Annotated in this window: 16 protein-coding genes; 7 read left to right on the top strand and 9 right to left on the bottom strand. The window is 60.4% G+C overall.

Going from position 1 to position 19,806, the window contains the following annotated elements:
• Positions 1-162 precede the first annotated feature (162 nt).
• The 3 genes from WCS52_10020 (at position 163) to WCS52_10010 (ending at position 3,109) form a co-directional block, all read left to right on the top strand.
• Positions 163-957 (top strand): electron transfer flavoprotein subunit beta/FixA family protein, encoded by a 795-nt coding sequence (locus tag WCS52_10020; protein MEI6167520.1) that lies wholly within the window; start codon positions 163-165, stop codon positions 955-957.
• A 13-nt stretch (positions 958-970) separates the two neighbouring features.
• On the top strand, positions 971-2,176 hold the full coding sequence (locus WCS52_10015) for an electron transfer flavoprotein subunit alpha (GenBank protein MEI6167519.1): 1,206 nt from the start codon (positions 971-973) through the stop codon (positions 2,174-2,176).
• A gap of 66 nt (positions 2,177-2,242) precedes the next feature.
• Positions 2,243-3,109, top strand: coding sequence for a hypothetical protein (locus WCS52_10010; GenBank protein ID MEI6167518.1), 867 nt, complete (start codon positions 2,243-2,245; stop codon positions 3,107-3,109).
• A 142-nt stretch (positions 3,110-3,251) separates the two neighbouring features.
• Here WCS52_10010 and WCS52_10005 read toward each other — a convergent pair whose 3' ends face one another.
• Entirely contained in the window at positions 3,252-3,713 is a 462-nt protein-coding gene (locus WCS52_10005; GenBank protein MEI6167517.1) for a dCMP deaminase family protein, read from the bottom strand.
• A 98-nt stretch (positions 3,714-3,811) separates the two neighbouring features.
• On the opposite strand from WCS52_10005, the gene WCS52_10000 reads away from it, so the two are divergent.
• From WCS52_10000 to WCS52_09985, 4 genes are read left to right on the top strand one after another with little or no spacing between them, the layout of a single operon-like run.
• Positions 3,812-5,179, top strand: coding sequence for a TolC family protein (locus tag WCS52_10000; protein ID MEI6167516.1), 1,368 nt, complete (start codon positions 3,812-3,814; stop codon positions 5,177-5,179).
• 2 nt (positions 5,180-5,181) lie between these two features.
• Positions 5,182-6,411 (top strand): efflux RND transporter periplasmic adaptor subunit, encoded by a 1,230-nt coding sequence (locus WCS52_09995; protein ID MEI6167515.1) that lies wholly within the window; start codon positions 5,182-5,184, stop codon positions 6,409-6,411.
• Between the two features lie 3 nt (positions 6,412-6,414).
• Entirely contained in the window at positions 6,415-7,080 is a 666-nt protein-coding gene (locus tag WCS52_09990; GenBank protein MEI6167514.1) for an ABC transporter ATP-binding protein, read from the top strand.
• A complete protein-coding gene (locus WCS52_09985; protein MEI6167513.1) occupies positions 7,077-8,300 on the top strand; it encodes an ABC transporter permease in 1,224 nt (407 codons plus the stop codon). Before WCS52_09990 ends, WCS52_09985 begins: the two co-directional genes overlap by 4 nt.
• A gap of 314 nt (positions 8,301-8,614) precedes the next feature.
• Here WCS52_09985 and hisC read toward each other — a convergent pair whose 3' ends face one another.
• From hisC to tyrS, 8 genes are all read right to left on the bottom strand, one after another.
• Entirely contained in the window at positions 8,615-9,664 is a 1,050-nt protein-coding gene (hisC, locus tag WCS52_09980) for a histidinol-phosphate transaminase (GenBank protein MEI6167512.1), read from the bottom strand.
• Complete coding sequence (gene hisD, locus WCS52_09975; protein ID MEI6167511.1) at positions 9,661-10,962, bottom strand: histidinol dehydrogenase; 1,302 nt, start codon at positions 10,960-10,962, stop codon at positions 9,661-9,663. Before hisD ends, hisC begins: the two co-directional genes overlap by 4 nt.
• Before the next feature lie 3 nt (positions 10,963-10,965).
• A complete protein-coding gene (locus tag WCS52_09970; GenBank protein MEI6167510.1) occupies positions 10,966-11,703 on the bottom strand; it encodes a hypothetical protein in 738 nt (245 codons plus the stop codon).
• 5 nt (positions 11,704-11,708) lie between these two features.
• Complete coding sequence (locus WCS52_09965) at positions 11,709-12,209, bottom strand: biopolymer transporter ExbD (GenBank protein MEI6167509.1); 501 nt, start codon at positions 12,207-12,209, stop codon at positions 11,709-11,711.
• The gene (locus WCS52_09960; protein MEI6167508.1) at positions 12,206-12,850 is read right to left on the bottom strand and encodes a MotA/TolQ/ExbB proton channel family protein; all 645 of its coding nucleotides are present in this window, start codon (positions 12,848-12,850) and stop codon (positions 12,206-12,208) included. The genes WCS52_09965 and WCS52_09960 overlap by 4 nt, the downstream gene beginning before the upstream one ends.
• 10 nt (positions 12,851-12,860) lie before the next feature.
• Complete coding sequence (locus tag WCS52_09955) at positions 12,861-15,407, bottom strand: tetratricopeptide repeat protein (protein ID MEI6167507.1); 2,547 nt, start codon at positions 15,405-15,407, stop codon at positions 12,861-12,863.
• Entirely contained in the window at positions 15,404-18,253 is a 2,850-nt protein-coding gene (gene uvrA, locus WCS52_09950; GenBank protein MEI6167506.1) for an excinuclease ABC subunit UvrA, read from the bottom strand. The genes WCS52_09955 and uvrA overlap by 4 nt, the downstream gene beginning before the upstream one ends.
• Before the next feature lie 237 nt (positions 18,254-18,490).
• Entirely contained in the window at positions 18,491-19,759 is a 1,269-nt protein-coding gene (gene tyrS, locus WCS52_09945) for a tyrosine--tRNA ligase (protein ID MEI6167505.1), read from the bottom strand.
• Positions 19,760-19,806: the final 47 nt, after the last annotated feature.

Genomic DNA, 19,806 nt, shown 5'->3' with positions numbered 1-19,806 from the left:
CAAAGTCATCCCTCTGCCATTCAGGTGCTTATGAAGTCAAATGGATAGACCCTGCCCTAGATGCGTCTTCCCTGCGATATTGCCTTGCATCCCTTGCCCTTATCCCTATAATCGCCAACCGTTTTTGATTCTAATCATGGTTGAAAAGTGAAGGAGATTATTATGCGATACATCGTGTGTATCAAACAGGTTCCGGAGACGACGGATGTGAAGATCAATCCGGCGACAAACACCCTGATGCGGGATGGCGTGGTGTCCATCATCAACCCCTTTGACATGTATGCCATTGAAGAGGGCCTGCGGCTCAAGGCCCTGCATGGCGGCACCGTCACCGTCCTCTCCATGGGGCCGCCCCAGGCGGAAAACGCCCTGCGCGAAGCCATCGCCATGGGTGCGGATGACGGCATCCTGGTCTCGGACCGCGCTTTCGCCGGCAGCGACACCTGGGCCACCAGCTACACCCTCTCCATGGCGATCCGGAAGATCGGCACCTATGACCTCATCATCTGCGGGAAACAGGCGTCGGATGGCGACACCGCGCAGGTCGGGCCCGGCATTGCCGTTCACCTGGATCTCCCCCAGATCACCTACGTCCGCAAGATTGAATCCCTTGATGACAAGAAAATCGTGGCCGAGCGCCTGATGGAAAATGGCATCGAAGTCATTGAATCCCCCCTCCCCTGCGTCCTGACCGTGGTCAAGGAAATCAATGAGCCGCGCCTGCCCTCCCTCAAAGGGAAGATGGCCGCGAAAAAAGCCGTGATCCAGACGTGGAAAGCCGCCGACATGAACTGTGAGCCCAAATGCCTCGGGCTGGACGGCTCCCCGACCAAAGTCGTGAAGATCTTCACCCCGGCGCCCCGGCAGGGTGGCCAGATTTTCCAGGGAGAACCACAGGATTATATTCCGCAACTCGTAGCCAAAATGAAAGACGCCGTTTTAGGCGCCGCGCAATAAGGAGCCCACTATCATGAGCGATCCCATCAAAATCACTGAAAAATGCGTTTTCTGCGGGGCGTGCGTCAAGGCCTGCCCGTTCGGCGCCATCACCCAGGCGGAGCGCAAGACGGCCCCCGTCATTGACCTGCAAAAATGCACGCTCTGCGGAGCCTGCGTCATCGCCTGCAAATTCGACGCCATCTGGATGAAGGAAAAAGCGAGCTCCGGCATCGACCTGACCGCCTTCAAGGACGTCTGGGTATTTGCAGAACAGCATGACGGCCACATTGAATCCATCACCTATGAACTGCTGGGCGAAGGGCGCAAACTGGCCGACTCGCTGGGCATGAAACTCTGCGCCGTCCTGCTGGGCAGCGACATCCAGGGCAAGACCCAGGACCTGATCGCCCATGGCGCTGACAAGGTGTACGTGGTGGACCGGCCCGAACTGGCCTATTTCCAGGATGAAGCCTATGGCAATGTCCTGATCGAGCTGGTCAACCGTCACAAGCCCAATGTCTTCCTGTGCGGCGCCTCGACCATTGGACGCAGCTTGGTGTCCCGGGTGGCCGTCAAGGTGAATGCCGGCCTGACCGCCGACTGCACCGAGCTGGCGATTGATCCCAAGACGCTGAATCTCTTGCAGACCCGGCCGGCCTTCGGCGGCAACATCATGGCGACCATCGAAACGCCGATGTCCCGCCCCCAGATGGCCACGGTGCGGCATAAGGTGATGAAGGAAGCCGTTGTTGACCCCGCCCACAAGGGGGAAGTCTCGATGGAAGCCATCACCGAGGTGCTCCTCAAGTCCAAAGCCCACCGCTTGAAATTCATCCCCGAAGTCGAATCCACCATGAATATCGCCGAAGCGAATATCATCGTGTCCGGCGGGCGGGGTCTTCAAACCGTGGAGAACTTCAAACTGTTGCGCAATCTGGCGGATGTCCTGGGCGCCGGTGTGGGTGCGTCGCGTGCGGCGGTGGATTCCAACTGGATTCCCTACTCGCACCAGGTCGGGCAGACCGGGAAGACCGTGTGCCCCAAGATCTACATTGCCGTCGGGATCAGCGGCCAGATCCAGCATCTGGCAGGCATGCAGTCCTCGGACATCATCATCGCCATCAACAAGGATCCGGATGCCCCGATCTTCAAGGTGGCGACCTATGGAATTGTCGGGGATCTGTTCACGATCGTTCCCCTGCTCACAGAGGAATTCAAGAAAGTCCTGGGCAAATAGGGTTGCGTTCGGGCACAGGGATCGCTAGATTCAATTGTGATTTCATTCACGAAAGGTAGAGTAACGATGATATTGAAAAAACTTCTGAGTACCGGGTTGATTGCGTTGACAGTGGTGGCGAGCAGTGATGTCCTGTGGGCCGGAACCGCCACGCCCGAATCGATCATGGTGGTCCCCGCGCGCAAGCGCATGGTGCAACTGGCCTTTGAAATCTCCCGTTGCAAAGAGATCGGCCTGGTCACCTACAACAACAGTCCCTCCCTGCCCACGCCCCTGTTACATGCGTGGAACGGGCACGACTGGGTCCAGATCAGCATGGACGACTATGTGGAAGGGCGCTTCATGTCGGGCGATCCCAAACATGTATTCCTGCTCGGCGACGCCACGTCACTTCCCTCCAAAATGCAGGAAGGGCCCACCTGGTACAAGGATCTGAACCGGATCACGACGTTGGATACCGCGTTGATCATCAATCAGATGGGCAATGTGCTTAATTTCAGCGCCCACCAATGGAAGTGGCTGGCGGAGACGTACGGAATGAAGATTGAGGACCAGAGCATTGAACGCCGCCGCTATGGCCGCTGGGGTGCACCGGGCAAGGAGAAAGACCTGACCCCGACCCAGATCGACAATATCATCCTGCCCCCCACCCCGCCGGTGGCTGATCCCATTATGGAGAAGGCCCTGCCCGTGCCGCCCGTGAAACAGGAAGAGCCCAAGGCGAAAATCGAGCCGGCGAAAATCGAGCAGCCCGCGACCCCGGTGGTGACCGTGCCCGTGGTTGAAAAACCCGCCGTGGTTCCATTGACCGTGACCGTGACGACCCCGGAACCCGTGAAGGCTGAACCTGCCAAGGTCGAAGCGCCTGCGGCGGCTCCGGTCAAAGCGGAACCCGTCAAGGTCGAAGCGCCTGCGGCACCGATTGCCAAGTAAGTTATTGGTTGGTGATAAAAGGTGGCGTTCGCCGTCCCCGGCGAACGTATTGGCGGTTAAAGGGAATCCCTACAGGCTTACAGCCGCCGGGACGTCGGCTGCCACCATGCAAGGATCTCACCCGAAGACTTGCGTTACCGGCTCAGCCCAGTTTCCGGCAGCGGACCCCGCCCTCGTGCAACAGGGAGCGGGTCTGGGCGCTGAACTCATACTCATTCTCGAAGACCACTTCCAGAATCCCCGCATTGATAATCATCTTGGCGCAGGTCAGGCAGGGGCTCAAGGTTGAGTACAGGGTGGCGCCACGCAAGGCGATGCCATGGTAGGCGGCCTGGGTGATGGCATTCTCCTCCGCGTGACAGCAGATGCACTCCCCGAGCGCGGTCCCCGAAGGCGCCGCTCCGGCACACCGCTCACAGCCCCCCTCAAAGCAATTTTTCACCCCGCGCGGGGTCCCGTTATAGCCGGTGGAGATAATGCGCTGATCCTTGACAATCACCGCCGCCACCTGGCGCCGGCAACAATTCCCGCGGGTGGCGACCACCAGCGCGATATTCATGAAATAATGATCCCAGTCAGGACGGGAAAATAGCTCTGTTTTCATGCCCAGTAAAATGCCTCCCCCACTTGTAATAATCAAACTAATATTTATTGCAATAAATAATGCGTTCGGCCGTTTAGAAGTATATAAAAGACCGCTTCATGAAGACTCAAATCGCAATCGGAACACGATGTCTGGCCATAGTGCTGGCGGGGCTCTGCTTGTCTACAGGCTGCGCCACCATCCGCCATGCACGCGACATTCAAAAGGGAAACGGCGCCGTCCCCGGAGAGCGCCTGCTTCAACCGGTTGAGGTCGGCCTGTCCTCCACTTCCACCCTGACACTGGCGCGCGCCCTGGAGATCCCCCTCACCCATCATCCCCGCGTTTTCCAGGCCGAGCAGGCGCTCGCCGCCGCGACGGCCCAGGTCTATCAAGCCCGCGCCGCCTACTGGCCCCAAGTCAACGCCAGCGCAGGCGAAACGCGATCCACCGCCAACACGGAGGCGGCGCCGGGGAGTTCCAGCGGACACAACATGTTCAGCAGTTCGATCGGGCTCGACCTGCTGGTGTATGACTTCGGGAAAACCCCCGCCATCGTCAGGCAGGCCTATGCCAACCTGATCGCCGCCCGGGAAACGGTCCGCGCGACCCGCAGCAACATCGCCTTCCTGACCCGCACCGCCTACCTCAACCTCGGCAAGGCGCTCGAGCTGGACCAGGTGGCCATCGAAGCCGTCCGGCAGAACCAGGTACACCTCGATCAAGTCAATGCGTTCCTCGAGGTAGGCCGCCGCACCCGTTATGACCTGACCAAGTCCGAGGTGGATCTGGGTAATGCGAAACTCGACAAGATCAAAACCCATAACGGGATCATGACCGCCCGGGCCTCCTTGAACCGCAGCCTGGGCCTGGCCACCGACCCGGGCTATACCCTGCTCCCCGACATTGCTGAAACCTTCACGATCTATCCGGCGGACCAATTGATGGACCGGGCCCGGCAGTTTCATCCGGGATTAAAGGTGTTGCAGGCCAAGGAACGGATGGCCAATGCCGCGGTTGATGAAGCCATCGCCGCGCTTTATCCTGAACTCGGCCTGCAGGCCCGCTATGGACTCAGCGGCACCTCGTTCCCGCTGACGTGGAACTGGTCGACCGCCCTGCAGGGCTCCCTGAACCTGTTCACCGGGCGCCGTCAGACCTGGCGGATCAATGAAGTCGTCAGCCAGCTCCGTTCCGCCCGGGCCCAGACGGTGGAATTCGAGCAGACCCTCTATGAAGAGATCCAGACGGCCTTGAGTGACTTTGACAGCGCGCAACAGCGCTTCACCCTGACGGATCTCATCACCAAACAAGCGACGGAGAGTCTGGACCTGGTCAACACGCGCTACCGGCTCGGGGCGGCCTCCGCGGTCGAGGTCACGGATGCCCAGGTGGCGCTGACCAGTGCCCGCGCCGAACAGGTGAAGGCCAAATTTGATTATCAGGCGGCAGTAGCTCAACTCAAGCACGCCTGCGGAGAGGAATAAATATGAAACGATGGATCATCGCCATAGTCCTGTTCTCAGCCCTGACCGGAGGGGGCCTGTGGTACTGGAAGCACGTCACCGCGAATAACACGACCCGTTACCGTAGCGCCCCGTTGGAACGCGGGGAACTGGTCCAATCGGTCCGGGCCAGCGGGCTCATTACCCCGATCCGGCTGGTGGATGTCGGAACCCAGGTCAATGGCCCCATCAACAAGTTATATGTGGACTATAATTCCCAGGTCAAGGCGGGCGATCTGGTGGCCCAGATTGATCCCATCACCTACGAAGCCAAACTTGCCCAGGACCAGGCCAACCTGATGGCGGCCCAGGCGAATGTGGAGCAAACCACCGCCAAGCTGGTGCAGGCGGAAAAAGAGTTGAACCGCACTCAAAAACTGGCAGAGCAGAAAATGCTGTCCGAAACCGATCTGGATTCCGCCATTGCCACCCGGGATACCCTGAGCGCCCAGCTCAAGGTGAGCCTGGCCTCCGTTGCCCAGACCAAGGCGGCGTTGCGGCTCTCGCAAGCCAACCTCGGCTACACCACCATCCGCTCCCCGGTAGACGGCGTGGTCATCACGCGTAACGTCAGTGAGGGCCAAACCGTGGTGTCCAGCATGAATGCCATGACGCTGTTCAAGATCGCCACCGACCTGCGTACCATCCAAGTGGAAGCCAGTATCCCTGAAGCCGATATCGGCCGCATCCGGGAACACCAGGCGGTCACCTTCACCGTGGATGCCTTTGACACGATCTTCACCGGCACCGTTGAACAAGTCCGGATGTCGGCCAGCACCATGCAGAATGTGGTGACCTACCCTGTGATCGTGAACGCCGAGAACCCGGACACCAAACTGTTTCCAGGAATGACCGCCATTATTATCTGCGAAGTGGCTCATCGCACCAATGTCCTGAAGGTCTCGAATGCCGCCTTGCGGTTCAAGCCCGCTGACAAAACAGCGGCCACTCCCGCGATCAAAACCAAAAATAAGGGCCCCCGCGCGGAACAGAAGCCCAAAGTCTGGATCCGGGAGACGGCCGAGTCCGAGCCCACCCCCGTCACCGTCACGCTGGGAATTTCGGACGGCTCCTTCACGGAAATCCTGGAGCCGTGCCCCCTGACGGAAGGCCAGGAGCTGATCACCGGGATTGATGTCAGCAGTACGGAAGAGAAAACCGTCAACCCGTTTGCCCCGAAGATGCCGGGCGCCACCCGGCGTGCCACCCACTAAGCCATGCTCATCGCCTTACGCCAGATCAAGAAGGTCTACCACATGGAGTCTGTGGACGTTCCGGCATTGAAGAATGTCTCCACCGATATTGCGGCCGGTGAGTTTGTTGCCATCATGGGCCACTCTGGATCCGGAAAAAGCACCCTGCTCAACCTGCTGGGCTGCCTGGATACCCCGGACAGCGGGAGCTATCAGCTGGATGGCGAGGAAGTCAGCGGGTTGGATGCGGATGCCCTGGCGATGATCCGGAACCGGAAAATCGGGTTTGTGTTCCAGAACTTCAACCTCCTTCCCCGTACCACGGCGGAAGAAAACGTGGAGCTCCCCCTCTACTATGGCCTACCCATGCGCAGCGCCGAACGCCGCGAGCGCGCCCGGAAGCTGTTGACCCGGCTCGGCCTGGAAGGCCGGATGCAACACCATCCCGGCCAGCTCTCCGGTGGACAGCAGCAACGGGTGGCCATTGCCAGGGCGCTGGTCAACCAGCCCCAGCTGATTCTGGCTGATGAGCCCACGGGAAACCTCGACAGTCGCTCGGCGGAGGACATCATGGCGCTCTTTCAGGAACTCAACCGGGAAGGCATTACCATCGTCATGGTCACCCATGAACCGGATATCGCCCAGTTCGCCAAACGCGTCATCCAGATGCGGGATGGTGAAATCATATGAACGGGCTCATGATCATCAAAATCGCGCTCAGGGCGCTGGCCCGGAATAAAGGCCGCTCCCTGCTGACCGCGCTGGGGATCATCATCGGGATTGCGGCCGTCATCGCGGTCGTCGCGGTCGGCCAAGGGGCCTCGACCAATATGCGGGCCCAGATCAGCAGCATGGGGAATAACCTCCTTATGATTTTCCCGGGAAGCCAGAATGCCGGGGGATTCCGGGGGGGATCCGGCACGCAACAGACCCTCACAGCCGAAGACGGCGAAGCGATCCTGCAGGAGAGCCAGTTCGTGACGGCCATGACCCCCATGGTCCGGTCGGGCGGCCAATGTATTTACCGTGAAAACGACTGGGCCACCCAGATTCAAGGCGTCAACGTCCAGTATCCCGAGGTTCGCAGCTGGCCGATCGCTGCCGGCGATTTCTTCACCGAAGCGGACCTGAAAAGTGCCGCCCGGGTCTGCGTGCTGGGAAAGACCGTGGCTGATCAGTTATTCCTGGATGAGGACCCGATTGGAAAGACCATCCGGATCCGGAGTATGCCCTTCCGGGTGGTCGGGGTCATGGCGTCCAAAGGGACGGCGGCCTTCGGCCAGGATCAGGATGACACCATCATCACGCCCTGGGTGACCGTCCGCCGGGTGCTGGATAAGTCCAAATTCAATAATGTCCACCAGCTGCTGTTCAGCCTCACGACCATGGACAATCTCCCCCTGGTCCGGGAGGAAGTGACCGCGATCCTGCGCCAACGCCACCGCATCAGCGCCACGGAGGATGACGACTTCACCATTATGGACATGACGGAGGTCACCCAGATGATCACACAGGTCTCCAGCCTCATGACCATCCTGCTCACCGTGATCGCCTCGATTTCATTACTGGTCGGGGGCATCGGCATCATGAACATCATGCTGGTGGCCGTCAGTGAGCGCACCCGCGAGATCGGCCTGCGCCTGGCGCTGGGGGCCCGGCGTCGGGATATCATGCGTCAGTTCCTGGTGGAAGCCGTGGTGTTGTCGGGCGTCGGGGGCATCATTGGGATCGGCCTGGGGGTCAGCGCCGCCTATCTCCTGGGCTCCATCAACCACTGGCCCGTCGTGATCGCGCCGGTCTCCGTCCTCATCGCCCTCTCCTTCTCCGCGGGCGTGGGCATCTTTTTCGGTTTCTACCCCGCCTGGCGGGCCGCCCGCCTGAACCCGATCGAGAGTCTGCGCCGGGAGTAAGGCGGCCCCTTCCTGCACTGGTTTTGACGGAGCAAAACCCTCCATAGAATTGGAATAGACCGAGAACTCTTAAATGGAGGGCGCCGCTCTGTCGGCGCCGGCGAGAAAGTGGTTTTAATGAATCGGATGAAACCCGGTCGGGGCGTTTTAGGGAACGAGAAGAGTATTGAACAGAAGGCGCAAAGTTCGCAAAGGCATGCACGGCAAAGATGCCGCGCATGCGGAATAGTCTAAAAAACAAATCCAAGCTACGGCGTCTTCGCCGTAGCACTTTGCGACTGTTGTTCAAACTCTTAAACACTCGCAGCAGGCGGCTAACCCATCAGCAACTTCTTGATTTCCGTGACCAGCTGGTCGATCTCGCCGTCGGTGCCGATGGTGATGCGGATATAATCGCCGGTCCGCGGACCGGGGAAATAGCGGATCAGGATGCCGGCGGCTTTCAAGGTCTGAAAGATCTCCTTAGCCGGTCGGCTTTCATGCCTGGCCCACAAGAAATTGGCCTCTGACGGGCATACCGCAAACCCGATCTGATTCAATACCGTGGTCAGCCGGTTCCGCGTGGCCAAAATCCGATCGACATTGGCGCGCATATGGGCCTGATCCAAAATCGCGGCCGTGGCCGCCACCTGGGTCATCCGGTCCAGATTATAGGAATCCTTGATCTTGAATAAGGCCGAGATCAGGGTCTCCGCCCCCACCACATAGCCGCACCGGATTCCCGCCAGCGAATAGGATTTCGACAGGGTCCGCATGACCAGCACATTGGGCAGCGTCTTCGCCACGTCCATACAATGCTCCCGGGCGAAATCCACATACGCCTCATCCACCAGCACCACGCCGGGGAACGTCTGACAGAACTGCTGCACGCGTGAGGTGGCGAACAACATGCTCGTCGGGGCATTGGGATTGGCTAAGAAGAAAAGTGAGGAGGGCGCAGGATCCTGCTCCGCCCACTCGAAAGACTCGGTTAACTCACACGCAACCCCCTCGACATTACGGATGGCCGTCAACACCGGGTACAGCGAGTAAGAGGGCGTGAAATATCCGATCGTGCCGTCATCCTCGACGAATGCCCGTGTGCACAACGCGAGGATTTCATCCGACCCGTTCCCCACAAACACCTGCTCAATCCCCACGCCATGGAGATCAGCGATCACCTGCCGCAAGGCGGTACTGACCGGATCCGGATAGAGGCGCAGGGATTCCGGCGCGATCGCCGCCAGCGCCTCCGCCACGCGCGGTGACGGGGGATAGGGATTCTCATTCGTATTCAGCTTGACCAGGCCGGGACGTTTCGGTTGCTCCCCGGGCGTGTAGGCGGCCAGCTTCTGGACTGATTTACGGATCAAGGGATTCATCATGACACCTCAAACCTGATGCGGGCGGCACGCGCATGGGCATCCAACCCCTCGACCCGCCCGAAGGCCTCGATGACGGGAAGCGTCTCCTGCAAGTCCGCCCGGGTGAAGGCCATAAAGCTCGTGCGCCGGCGGAAATCATCCACCGTCAACCCGGAGAACATGGTGGCAGTGCCCCCGGTGGGCAGCACATGGCTGGGCCCAGCCACAAAATCGCCCACCGATTCAGGCGTCCACATCCCGAAGAACACCGCACCGGCGGTCCGGACTTTCCTCAACCAGCTCCGGGGCTCCCTCACCAGGATTTCAAAATGTTCCGGCGCAAATTGATTACAGAGGTCCATACCCTCATCCAGGGTGTTCACCACCACAATCAAGGTGCCTTTCTCGAGCACTTTATGAATGGCCGTTTTACGGGTCAACGTTTCCGCCTGCGCCACCAGCTGCTCCGCCACCTTTGCCGCCAGGGCACTGGAGGTCGTCACCAGGATCGCCTTTTCCTGACCGGTCCCGTGTTCCGCCTGGGAGAGCAGGTCTGCCGCCACACATTCCGCCGGGGCGGTGTCATCCGCGAGGATGGCGATTTCACTCGGGCCGGCGACCAGATCCAGCGCGACCTCCCCATACACCAGTTTTTTGGCGGCCGTGACATAGGCCCCGCCGGGCCCCACGATTTTCTGCACCTTCGGAACAGTCTTGGTGCCATAGGCCATCATGCCGATCGCCTGAATGCCACCCACCCGGTAGATCTCCGTGGCGCCCGCCATTTCGAGCGCAAACAGGATGTAGGGATTCACTTTCCCATTGGCGTCAGAGGGCGTGCAGGCCACAATTTCCTGAACCCCGGCCACCCGCGCCAGCGTGACGGTCATGAAGACCGTCGAGACCAGCGGCGCCTGACCGCCGGGGATGTAGACCCCTACCCGGTCCAACGGCACAAACTGCTCGCCCAATTCCCCGCCCTTGGGGCTGAAGATCTTCCAGTCCTTTTTCATCCCGGCACGTGAAAACGTGGTGACGCGCTTATACGTCTCCCGGGCGGCAATGCGGAAGGGCGCATCCACCGTTTCGCGCGCCTCCGCCAGTTCCGCCATGGTGACCCGCATCCCTGCAGGGGACAGCGACACCCCGTCAAATTCCCGGATCGCCTTGAGCACCGCGGCATCCCCGTTCAAGCGGATATCATCAAGGGTGGCCCTGGCCGCGGTTTCCGCACCGGGATCAAATGCCGGCCGCTTTAAAAACGAGGTCACGATGGCTGACGGTTTATCCGCCGCCCACTTCGCGATTTGAATGTCCATACCTTACTCCTTCTGAACCGGACTGGTTTTCCAATAATAAAACTTCACTCGCCCCCACGTACTGGAGGCGCCCGGCTGGCCCCGCCCGGAACGTAACGCCCGCACAATCGCCGAATCCACCTCCGGAATGCCCGCCGGCTGCTCCAGCATGACATGCTGCACCCGCCCCTGCGGATCCAGCTCAACGGCCGCGGTCACCCCGATCGTGGCGAGCACTGCCCCGTTCGTCATCATCACCGGCAGGACGGGAATCTCATACGTACGATAGCGTAAAGATTCCTGAATCTCAAACCGGATTACACTCGGGGGGCGGAATCCCTCATCCTTCACCACCGGGGCCGCAGGCGCCTCCGGGTCGAACTCCACCGGCTTGAGGAACGACACCCACGGCGTCACGACCGGCCCCTTATGGGCCGGCTCCACCTTCACATAGACGGGCTCCGAGATCTTCGGTTTGAGAACCGACACCAGACTCCCGGCGGAGAACTCCTTGAGGGCCGCCTTTTTACTGAAGCCATCGGGAGTGGGTAACGGCATCAACACCGGTGACCAGGTCGAGCCATCCAGCCCCTTGGTGGCGCGGATATACCGGAATGACGGTGGCGCAGGCCGGTCCGCTTTTCCCGCCGGCGGGGACCCGGAGGGCCACACCAGCCAGGGCACCCCCCAGAGGGTCAGGCCACCGACCACCACGAGGGCCACATTACGCCAGGAAAAGGGGATGACATAGGGATTGCTCACACCCATCACCTCTGGGAGGGCCGTGTGGCCAGGTTAACTTCGCGGAATCCCGCCTCGGCGGCCATTTCAAACAGCTTCACGATTGTGTCATGCCGCACCATCCGGTCCGCCTCAATCACCATCGGTAAATTCGGTTTTTGCGTCCAGGCGGTGGACAAGGCCCCGCGCAACGCATCCATCTCCGCGGGTTCACGCCCTAAATACCGCTGGTCATCAAAAAAGAAGATTTCGTCCCGCTCCGTCCGGCCCACGATGGGAAGGGACAAGACCGCCACGTTATGCCCATAGTGGCGCCCGTCCGAAAACGGGGCCACCGGGAGTTGCAGGACCATTCCCGGTTGCAGCACATTCGGGGCCAGCAGATAGAGGTATAACGCAATCAGCAGCGTGACGCTCATCCAGGGGGCCGTCGCCACCAACCCCTTATTCAAACGGTTCGGGGGCCGGTAGTGCCGGAAGCCGTGTACCGTCCACCCGATCGCCTTTGGTTCCTCCCGCTTGATCATTCGTCCTTCTCCGGTGCGGGGTCATCATGCACGATGGGCATTCCGGACAGGAACGCGATCATATCGGAGGCCGAGCGCTCCATATCAATCACGATCTTCTCCACTTTCCCGGTCAGGAAATTAAAGGCCACGTAGCAGGGCGCCGCGACCGCCAGCCCGACCGCGGTGGTCACCAGGGCCTGCATCAAGCCCCCCATCACATCCCCGGGCTGGACCAACGGGGCCGCCGCCCGCATGACCTGCAGGGACTTGATCATCCCCACCACCGTTCCCAGCAGGCCGAAAATCGGGGCCACCTGGGCGATGGTGACAAAATTCGTCAGCCGGCGTTCCATGCGGGAAATTTCCGTGCGACCGGCATTTTCCATGGCCGTGCGGATGGCATCCTTATCGGCCCGCCGGTTGAGGATCGCCGCCCGCACAATGACCGCCACCGGGCCCGGGGTGTCGTCACAGATGGCCAGGGCCTCATCGACGTTGCCACGGCCCAGATTGTTGCAGATGCCCGCAATGAAGTCCTCGGACTTGATCCGGGCCCGGTGCAGAGTCAACAGCCGCTCCATGAACAGCGCGAACGCAAACAGTCCGGCGCCGGTGATAATCCACGCAATCAACCCGCCTTCATTCAATAACTCAAACATGATTCACTCCTTACCAGATCCAGTGCTCAGAACGGATCTGCTCAATACGTTTACGGGCATCGGCGCTGGCGGGGATCTGGGCCCCCTCCACCCGCTCAAGGACCTTGATGGCCCGCTTCCAGTTTTTCTCCAATTCAAGAATGTCCGCCGCAGCAAACGCCGCCTTGGTGAACCAGACCGCGGCCGCACTGTCCTTCTGCTTATCCGCGAGATACCGGCAGACCACCCGGGTGTAGTACTGCTCGAAGGCATCGGGCAAGCGGCCCATCTTATCATAGCAACGGCCGATTTTGTAATCCGCCTGGAGCTCGAGATCAAACGTGGAACCCGGACTCCGGCTCACCGCGCGATAGGCGGTGACCGCCTCCGAATAGCGCTTGGGGTCCGTCGCCCCGAGGGTGAAATGGCAGTCCCCGCGGCGGCCCCACGCGGCACTGACCAGCGGGGAGTTCGGGAATTTCTCAATCAGCTCATCAAACACCAGGATGGCCCGGGAAAACTCACCCAGCTCACTCAGGGCATCAGCCTGCAGGAAGCGGGCCTCCGCCATGTGCGGACTGGCCGGATACGTGCGCGTCATCCGGGATAATGACTCGACCGCCCGCAGGTACTCCTTCTGCATCATTGCCGCCCGGCCAGCCCAGATCAGGGACTGGCCCGCCAGGGGGTCCAGGGGGGATTTATCGGCTAACTTGATAAACTGGGTTTCCGCATCGGCATAGCGGCCATGGTTAAAGGCGTACTCACCGATCCAGAAGATCACGCCCGGCGTCCACTCACTGTCGGGATAGCGCTCCACAAACGCCTTGCAGACCGCCAGGGATTCCTCTTCCTGTCCGCGCATATACAAGGCCCAGCCGCGCATGAAATAGGCCTGTGGGGCCACCCGGCTGCCCGGGAACTCCTTGACCACCCTTGAAAAATCGCTGAGCGCCACATCGATGTCCCCCATCTGGTAGGCCGTCAGCCCATGCCGGTGCAGCGCCTCGGCAAACAAGGTCCCTTTCGGGTAAACCGACATGACGTCCATATAGGCCGCCAGGGCTTCCCGGACAAAGGCCGGCCCCTGCTCCTCTTTCATTTCCGCGATCCGCATCAAGGCCCGCTCCGCCAACGGATGGGAGGGGTTTTTGCGGACCAGCTCGCGGAACCGCCCTTCGGCCTCCCGTCGCAACGTTTGGCGGGCCAGGCACTCCCCCAGCTGATAGAGGACCTGGGCGTTCATGGCCGAGGCGGGATAGCTCGCCAGAATCGTTTCATAGGCCGCCTCCGCCAATTTGTACTGGGCGTTGGCGAACATCGCATCCGCTGCCTTGATCTGCAGGGGCTCGCATTGCGCGGGATCCGGCACCAGGGCCGCCGCCTTCTCAAACATCGTGGCCGCCTCGGCATACCGCTGCAACTCCCACATGGCCAGCCCCCGCCCCTTAAAGGCGGCCAACCGTCCCTCGGGATCCTTGAACGTCTCCAGATAATACTGGAACTCCTGCGCCGCTTTTTCGAATTGCTTCAAATCGAGATACCCCGCCGCCAGTTCCAGCTGCAGTTCACGGGACACCGGATCATCGGTCATCTGGGCGATCACCGGGCGCAGCAACTCAGCGCCTTCTGCAATTTTATTCTGTTTGAGCAGCCATTTTCCCCACAGGGCCCGTGCCCGGTTTTTCAGGACCGTGGTGGGCGCCAGTTCCACCGCCTTGGAGGCCGACGTGACGGCCGCCACGTAATTGGTCTGGGCGGCATTCACTTCGCTGAGCGTCATATAGGCCAATGCCCGCCGGTCCACCCGCACCAGGGAATCATCGGCCATCAGGGCCAGGATATTCCAGGCAGACTCCCACTTCCCCTCGAGCACGAGCGCTTTCGCGAGCCACAATTTTCCATCCTGAACCGCGGCCAAGTCCGGCGGGCGGGTGACCAGGCGTTCCAGGACCGTCCGCGCCGCGGGACTGTTTCCCGATGCCAGCAGGGCCTGTCCCCAATCCAATAAATTCTCAGCCCCTTCGTCGGTGATGCCGAATTGACGGTCAAACCGTTCAAACACGGAAAAGGCCTCGGCCTGACGTCCCTCCTTCAGATTGGCCCAGGCCTCCAGGCGGGAGGCCCGTGACATCAGCGGACTGTCAGGAAAGCGCCCTCCAAAGTTACGAAGCTCATCCAGGGCCGCACGGATGTTGCCGGACTCATACCGGGCCACGGCATGCCAATAGACCAAGGCCCCGGCCTGCGTGGTGGGGGCCGTCAGCCCGATCGCCTCAAGGCGGGCGGCCATCTCCGTGAACCGGCGCTGGCCATAGAGGGCCCGGGCCAGCACGATCGTGGCATCGCCCCGCAGGGAAGGCGGCAACGCCCCGTTCTTCAACACCTCTTCTGCCTGCTTTTGAGCCAGTTCGCAGAACCCGTCCTCCAACGCCGTCTGCGCCGTGGCCAGGATGACGAACGGGGAGACCGGGTCCCCTTGAGCCGGAGTGTCGATTCCCGCAGCCTGCACCCGGATGGCGACGACTAGAAGCGCCAGCATGCCCTTCAATATCTTATAATTCCACGTCGGCTTCATGATGATTTCAAATGGAGTCGCAATGCCTGGCCCGTATGCGAGGCGTCGCAGCGGGAGACTTCTTCAGGAGTGCCTTCCGCCACAATGCGACCACCCCCATCGCCCCCTTCGGGGCCCAAATCGATAATGTAGTCACTCCGTTTTATGACGTCGAGATTATGTTCAATCACCAGCACGGTATTCCCAGATGACCGCAACCGTTCCAACACATGCATCAGCCGCTGGATATCCGCGAAGTGGAGCCCCGTCGTGGGCTCATCCAACAGATACATGGTCTTGCCGGTCGCTTTCCGGCTTAACTCCGAGGCCAGCTTCATCCGCTGGGCCTCCCCGCCCGACAACGTGGTCGCAGACTGGCCTAACTGGATATAGCCCAGCCCCACCTCGGACAGCGTCCTGACCTTGCGCTCAATGGACGGAATGTGCTTGAAAAATTCAAGGGCCTCATCAATCGTCAGGGCCAGCACTTCGGAAATGCTTTTCCCGTTGTAATGCACCTCAAGCGTCTCCTTGTTGTACCGCAAGCTGTGACACTGCTCGCAGGGCACATACACGTCCGGCAGGAAATGCATCTCAAGGCGGATAATCCCATCCCCCTTGCAGGTTTCGCAGCGCCCCCCCTTGACGTTAAAACTGAACCGGCCGGGCCCATAGCCCCGCACCTTCGACATGGGTAACGCGGCGAAGAGATCCCGGATCGGCCCGAACGCCCCCGTATAGGTTGAGGGATTGCTCCGCGGAGTGCGGCCGATCGGCGACTGGTCAATCACGATCACCTTGTCGAGTTTTTCCGCTCCCAGCAGACGGCGGTGGGCGCCGGGAATCTCCTTTGAACCGTAAAACTTCCTGAACAACGCGCGCCGCAGGATGTCATCCACCAGAGTGCTCTTGCCGCTTCCCGAGACGCCGGTAATGCAGACCAGCAGGCCCAGGGGAATCCGTACGGTCAGGTTCTTGAGATTGTTCTCCGTGCACCCCATCAGTTGCAACCAATGGTCACCCGGTTCCACCCGATGTTCGGGGACCGGAATCGTCAACTCGCCGTTCATATATTGAGCGGTGAGTGATTTCGGATTCGCCAGCAATTCCGGAACCGTGCCCTGATGAATCACCTGCCCGCCATGCCGCCCTGCCCCCGGGCCCAGGTCAATGACATAATCCGCAGCCCGGATCGTTTCCTCATCATGCTCCACCACCACCACGGTGTTCCCCAGGTCACGCAGCTGTTTCAGGGTATTGATCAGGCGCTCATTGTCCCGGTAATGCAGCCCGATACTGGGCTCATCCAGCACATACAGGACCCCCACCAGCCGGGAGCCGATCTGGGTGGCCAGCCGGATGCGCTGCGCCTCACCGCCCGACAGGGAGCCGCTTTCACGATCCAGGGTCAGGTAGTCCAGGCCGACATCCGCCAGGAATTGCAGGCGCTCCTGGATTTCCTTGATCACATCCCCGGCGATTTTCTTCTCCTGGTCCGACAGGGCCACCGTCTTGCAAAAGGCCAGGGCGTTCCGGACAGAGAGCCGGGTCAGATCCACAATGGATTTTCCGACCACGGTACAGGCCAGCACCTCCGGACGCAAACGGGCCCCCTTGCAGGTCGGACAGACCATCTTGCTCATGTAGTCGCGCAACCGCTGCCTGACAAAATCACTATCCGTTTCCTTGTAACGCCGGGCCAGGTTCGGCAGCACCCCTTCAAACGGTTTCTCATAGTGGCGACGCGCGCCGCCCCGCCAGTAGCCGAACGTCATGTCCTTGTCACCCGAGCCATGCATCAACAGGTTCCGGATATCCTCAGGGAGCTCCTTGTAGGGGGTCTCCAGGCTGAACCCGCACTCCTTGGCGACCGTACGGAGCTGGGCTTTGTAGTAGATCAGCAACCGGCGGCCCCCGCGACGCCAGGCCGTGATGGCCCCGCCCTCGATGGAGAGCTCCGGATTGGGCACGGTGAGTTGTTCATCGAAAATCATCTGGGTCCCGAGGCCGGAACAATCCGGACAGGCCCCATACGGGTTGTTGAAGGAGAAATGCCGGGCGGTGAGCTTCTCGAAACTGACGCCACAATCGGCACAGGCATGCTTCTCGGAATAGAGCCGTTCCGCCCAGGCGGTGGTTTCCGTTCCGGCCTGAGTGAGCGCCATCAGGACCCCGTTCCCTTCCTTCAACGCCAATTCCACCGAATCTGTCAGCCGGGAGCGGATTTTGCTCCCCATCACCAGGCGGTCGATCACCACATCCACATTGTGGGCTTTTTTCTTGTCGAGTTTGGGGACCTTGTCGATCTCCACCATCTCCCCATCCACCCGTACGCGGACAAAGCCCTGCTTCTGAATTTTATCGAAAATGGCCTCATGCAGCCCTTTTTTGCTCCGCAGCAACGGCGCCAGCAAGGCCACCTTTGTTTTCTCCGGCAGCGCCATCAGTTGATCCACAATCACTTCCGCCGACTGACCTGACACCGGCTTGCCGCAGTGCGGACAATGGGGATGGCCGACATTGGCAAAGAGCAACCGCAGATAGTCATGGATTTCCGTGGTGGTGGCCACGATCGAGCGCGGATTCGAGCCGGCCGTCCGCTGTTCAATGGAGATGGCCGGGGAGAGGCCTTCGACGTAATCCACGTCCGGCTTCTGCATCTGGTCGAGAAACTGGCGCACATAGGCCGACAGGCTTTCGACATACCGGCGCTGCCCTTCGGCGAACAAGGTATCAAAGGCCAGGGACGATTTTCCCGAGCCGCTCAAGCCCGTAATGACGGTAAAACTGTCACGGGGAATCCGCACCGTGATGTTCTGCAGGTTATGCTCACGGGCGCCTGCAATAATAATGTGATCGCGACTCATAAGGGCATCGAGAATACGATTTTCCGCGACCCGCGTCGAGGTCGGAATTCGACTGGAGGGCGCCAATCCTTTGGCGCCGTGTCCATAGAAGAAACCAAGGGTACCCAACCAGAGCGACGCACAGGTGGCAGCCGACGTCCCCGGCGGCTGAAGGCCTGTAAAGCTCCCATCAAGGCGCCCAAATCGTTCGCCGAGGACGGCGAACGCCACCTTCCCAAAGTCAAACGGGCGTAACGCTCAGACCCCCTTGACGAGGCAGTAGTTCTTCTTCCCGGCACGCATCACCATGACGCGTCCCTCGATCAGCATGTCACCGCTGATCCGCATCGCGGCGTCGGTCATCCGGACGTTGTTCACGTAGAATCCCCCCTCCGTCACCAACCGGCGGGCGTCGCCCTTGCTCTTGCACAACCCTGCGGCCACGGCCACATCCAGCAGACCAGCCTCCTTGATGGAGGCCAGGGGCAGTTCACGCGACGGCACGTTGGCAAACACCGCGATCAACTCTTCCGCCTTCATGCCCTCCATGGAGCCCCCGAACAACACCTCGCTGGCCCGCTGCGCAATCGCCAGCCCTTCGGCCCCGTGGATGGTCCGGGTCATATCTTCCGCGAGGGTTTTCTGGGCCAGTCGTTTTTCCGGTGCGGCCGCCATTTCGCGGGCAATTTCCTCGATCTGGCTCAAAGGCAGAAAGGTGAAAATCTTAAGGAACCGGATCACATCCGCATCCTCCGTCCGGACAAAGAACTGGTAGAAGTCATAATACGAGGTGCGGCGATGATCCAGGTAGACCGCATTGCCGGCACTCTTGCCGAACTTCTGGCCGCTGCTGTCACAGATGATCGGGAAGGTCATCCCGAAGGCTTCGCCCCCGCGCAATTTGCGGATCAAGTCCGTGCCTGCGGTGATATTCCCCCACTGGTCCGAGCCGCCGATCTGGATCCGGCACGCTTCAGTATCCCACAGGTGCAGGAAATCATAGGCCTGGATCAGCTGGTAGCTGAACTCACAGTAGCTCATGCCGGCGTCACTCTCCATGCGGGCCCGGACGCTCTCCTTGCCCAGCATGGTGCCCATCCGGAAGTGCTTACCTACGTCACGCAGGAATTCGACGTAGCTGAACCGCCCGATCCAGTCGTGGTTGTTCACAATCTTGGCCGGCGCGGTTTTACAGTCAAAATCAAGGAAACGCGACAGGTTCTCCTTCACGCCCACCAGGTTGCGTTCGACATCCTCGTGCGACAGGAGGTTCCGCTCGCTGGATTTTCCGGACGGATCGCCGATCATCCCGGTGGCGCCACCGGCCAGTGCGATCACTTTATGGCCCGCCCGTTGGAAATGAGCCAGGCCCATGATGGTGACGAAATTCCCGACCTGCAAACTATTGGAGGTGGGATCAAAACCGGCATACACCGCGGTGGGCGATTCCACCTGCTTCATAATCTCCGGGCTGGTCACGGCATCAAACAGGCCCCGCCCCTTCAACACATCAATCGCATTCGTCATAACTGCTCTCCATCTAAAAAAACGAGGCGCCCCGTTGGTAGTCCGGC

It is taken from the genome of bacterium, assembly GCA_037128595.1.
GTDB lineage: Bacteria > Verrucomicrobiota > Kiritimatiellia > CAIKKV01 > CAITUY01 > JAABPW01.
This window is presented reverse-complemented; position numbering and strand designations above follow the sequence as displayed.

Excerpts from the sequence above, each read along its gene's own strand:
- WCS52_10015 (MEI6167519.1), top strand. The coding sequence starts at position 971 with ATGAGCGATCCCATCAAAATCACTGAAAAATGCGTTTTCTGCGGGGCG.
- hisC (MEI6167512.1), bottom strand. The coding sequence starts at position 9,664 with ATGATGAATCCCTTGATCCGTAAATCAGTCCAGAAGCTGGCCGCCTAC.
- WCS52_09985 (MEI6167513.1), top strand. The coding sequence starts at position 7,077 with ATGAACGGGCTCATGATCATCAAAATCGCGCTCAGGGCGCTGGCCCGG.
- WCS52_10010 (MEI6167518.1), top strand. The coding sequence starts at position 2,243 with ATGATATTGAAAAAACTTCTGAGTACCGGGTTGATTGCGTTGACAGTG.
- WCS52_10020 (MEI6167520.1), top strand. The coding sequence starts at position 163 with ATGCGATACATCGTGTGTATCAAACAGGTTCCGGAGACGACGGATGTG.
- WCS52_09995 (MEI6167515.1), top strand. The coding sequence starts at position 5,182 with ATGAAACGATGGATCATCGCCATAGTCCTGTTCTCAGCCCTGACCGGA.
- hisD (MEI6167511.1), bottom strand. The coding sequence starts at position 10,962 with ATGGACATTCAAATCGCGAAGTGGGCGGCGGATAAACCGTCAGCCATC.
- WCS52_10000 (MEI6167516.1), top strand. The coding sequence starts at position 3,812 with ATGAAGACTCAAATCGCAATCGGAACACGATGTCTGGCCATAGTGCTG.
- WCS52_09955 (MEI6167507.1), bottom strand. The coding sequence starts at position 15,407 with ATGAAGCCGACGTGGAATTATAAGATATTGAAGGGCATGCTGGCGCTT.
- WCS52_09990 (MEI6167514.1), top strand. The coding sequence starts at position 6,415 with ATGCTCATCGCCTTACGCCAGATCAAGAAGGTCTACCACATGGAGTCT.
- WCS52_10005 (MEI6167517.1), bottom strand. The coding sequence starts at position 3,713 with ATGAAAACAGAGCTATTTTCCCGTCCTGACTGGGATCATTATTTCATG.
- tyrS (MEI6167505.1), bottom strand. The coding sequence starts at position 19,759 with ATGACGAATGCGATTGATGTGTTGAAGGGGCGGGGCCTGTTTGATGCC.
- uvrA (MEI6167506.1), bottom strand. The coding sequence starts at position 18,253 with ATGAGTCGCGATCACATTATTATTGCAGGCGCCCGTGAGCATAACCTG.
- WCS52_09960 (MEI6167508.1), bottom strand. The coding sequence starts at position 12,850 with ATGTTTGAGTTATTGAATGAAGGCGGGTTGATTGCGTGGATTATCACC.
- WCS52_09965 (MEI6167509.1), bottom strand. The coding sequence starts at position 12,209 with ATGATCAAGCGGGAGGAACCAAAGGCGATCGGGTGGACGGTACACGGC.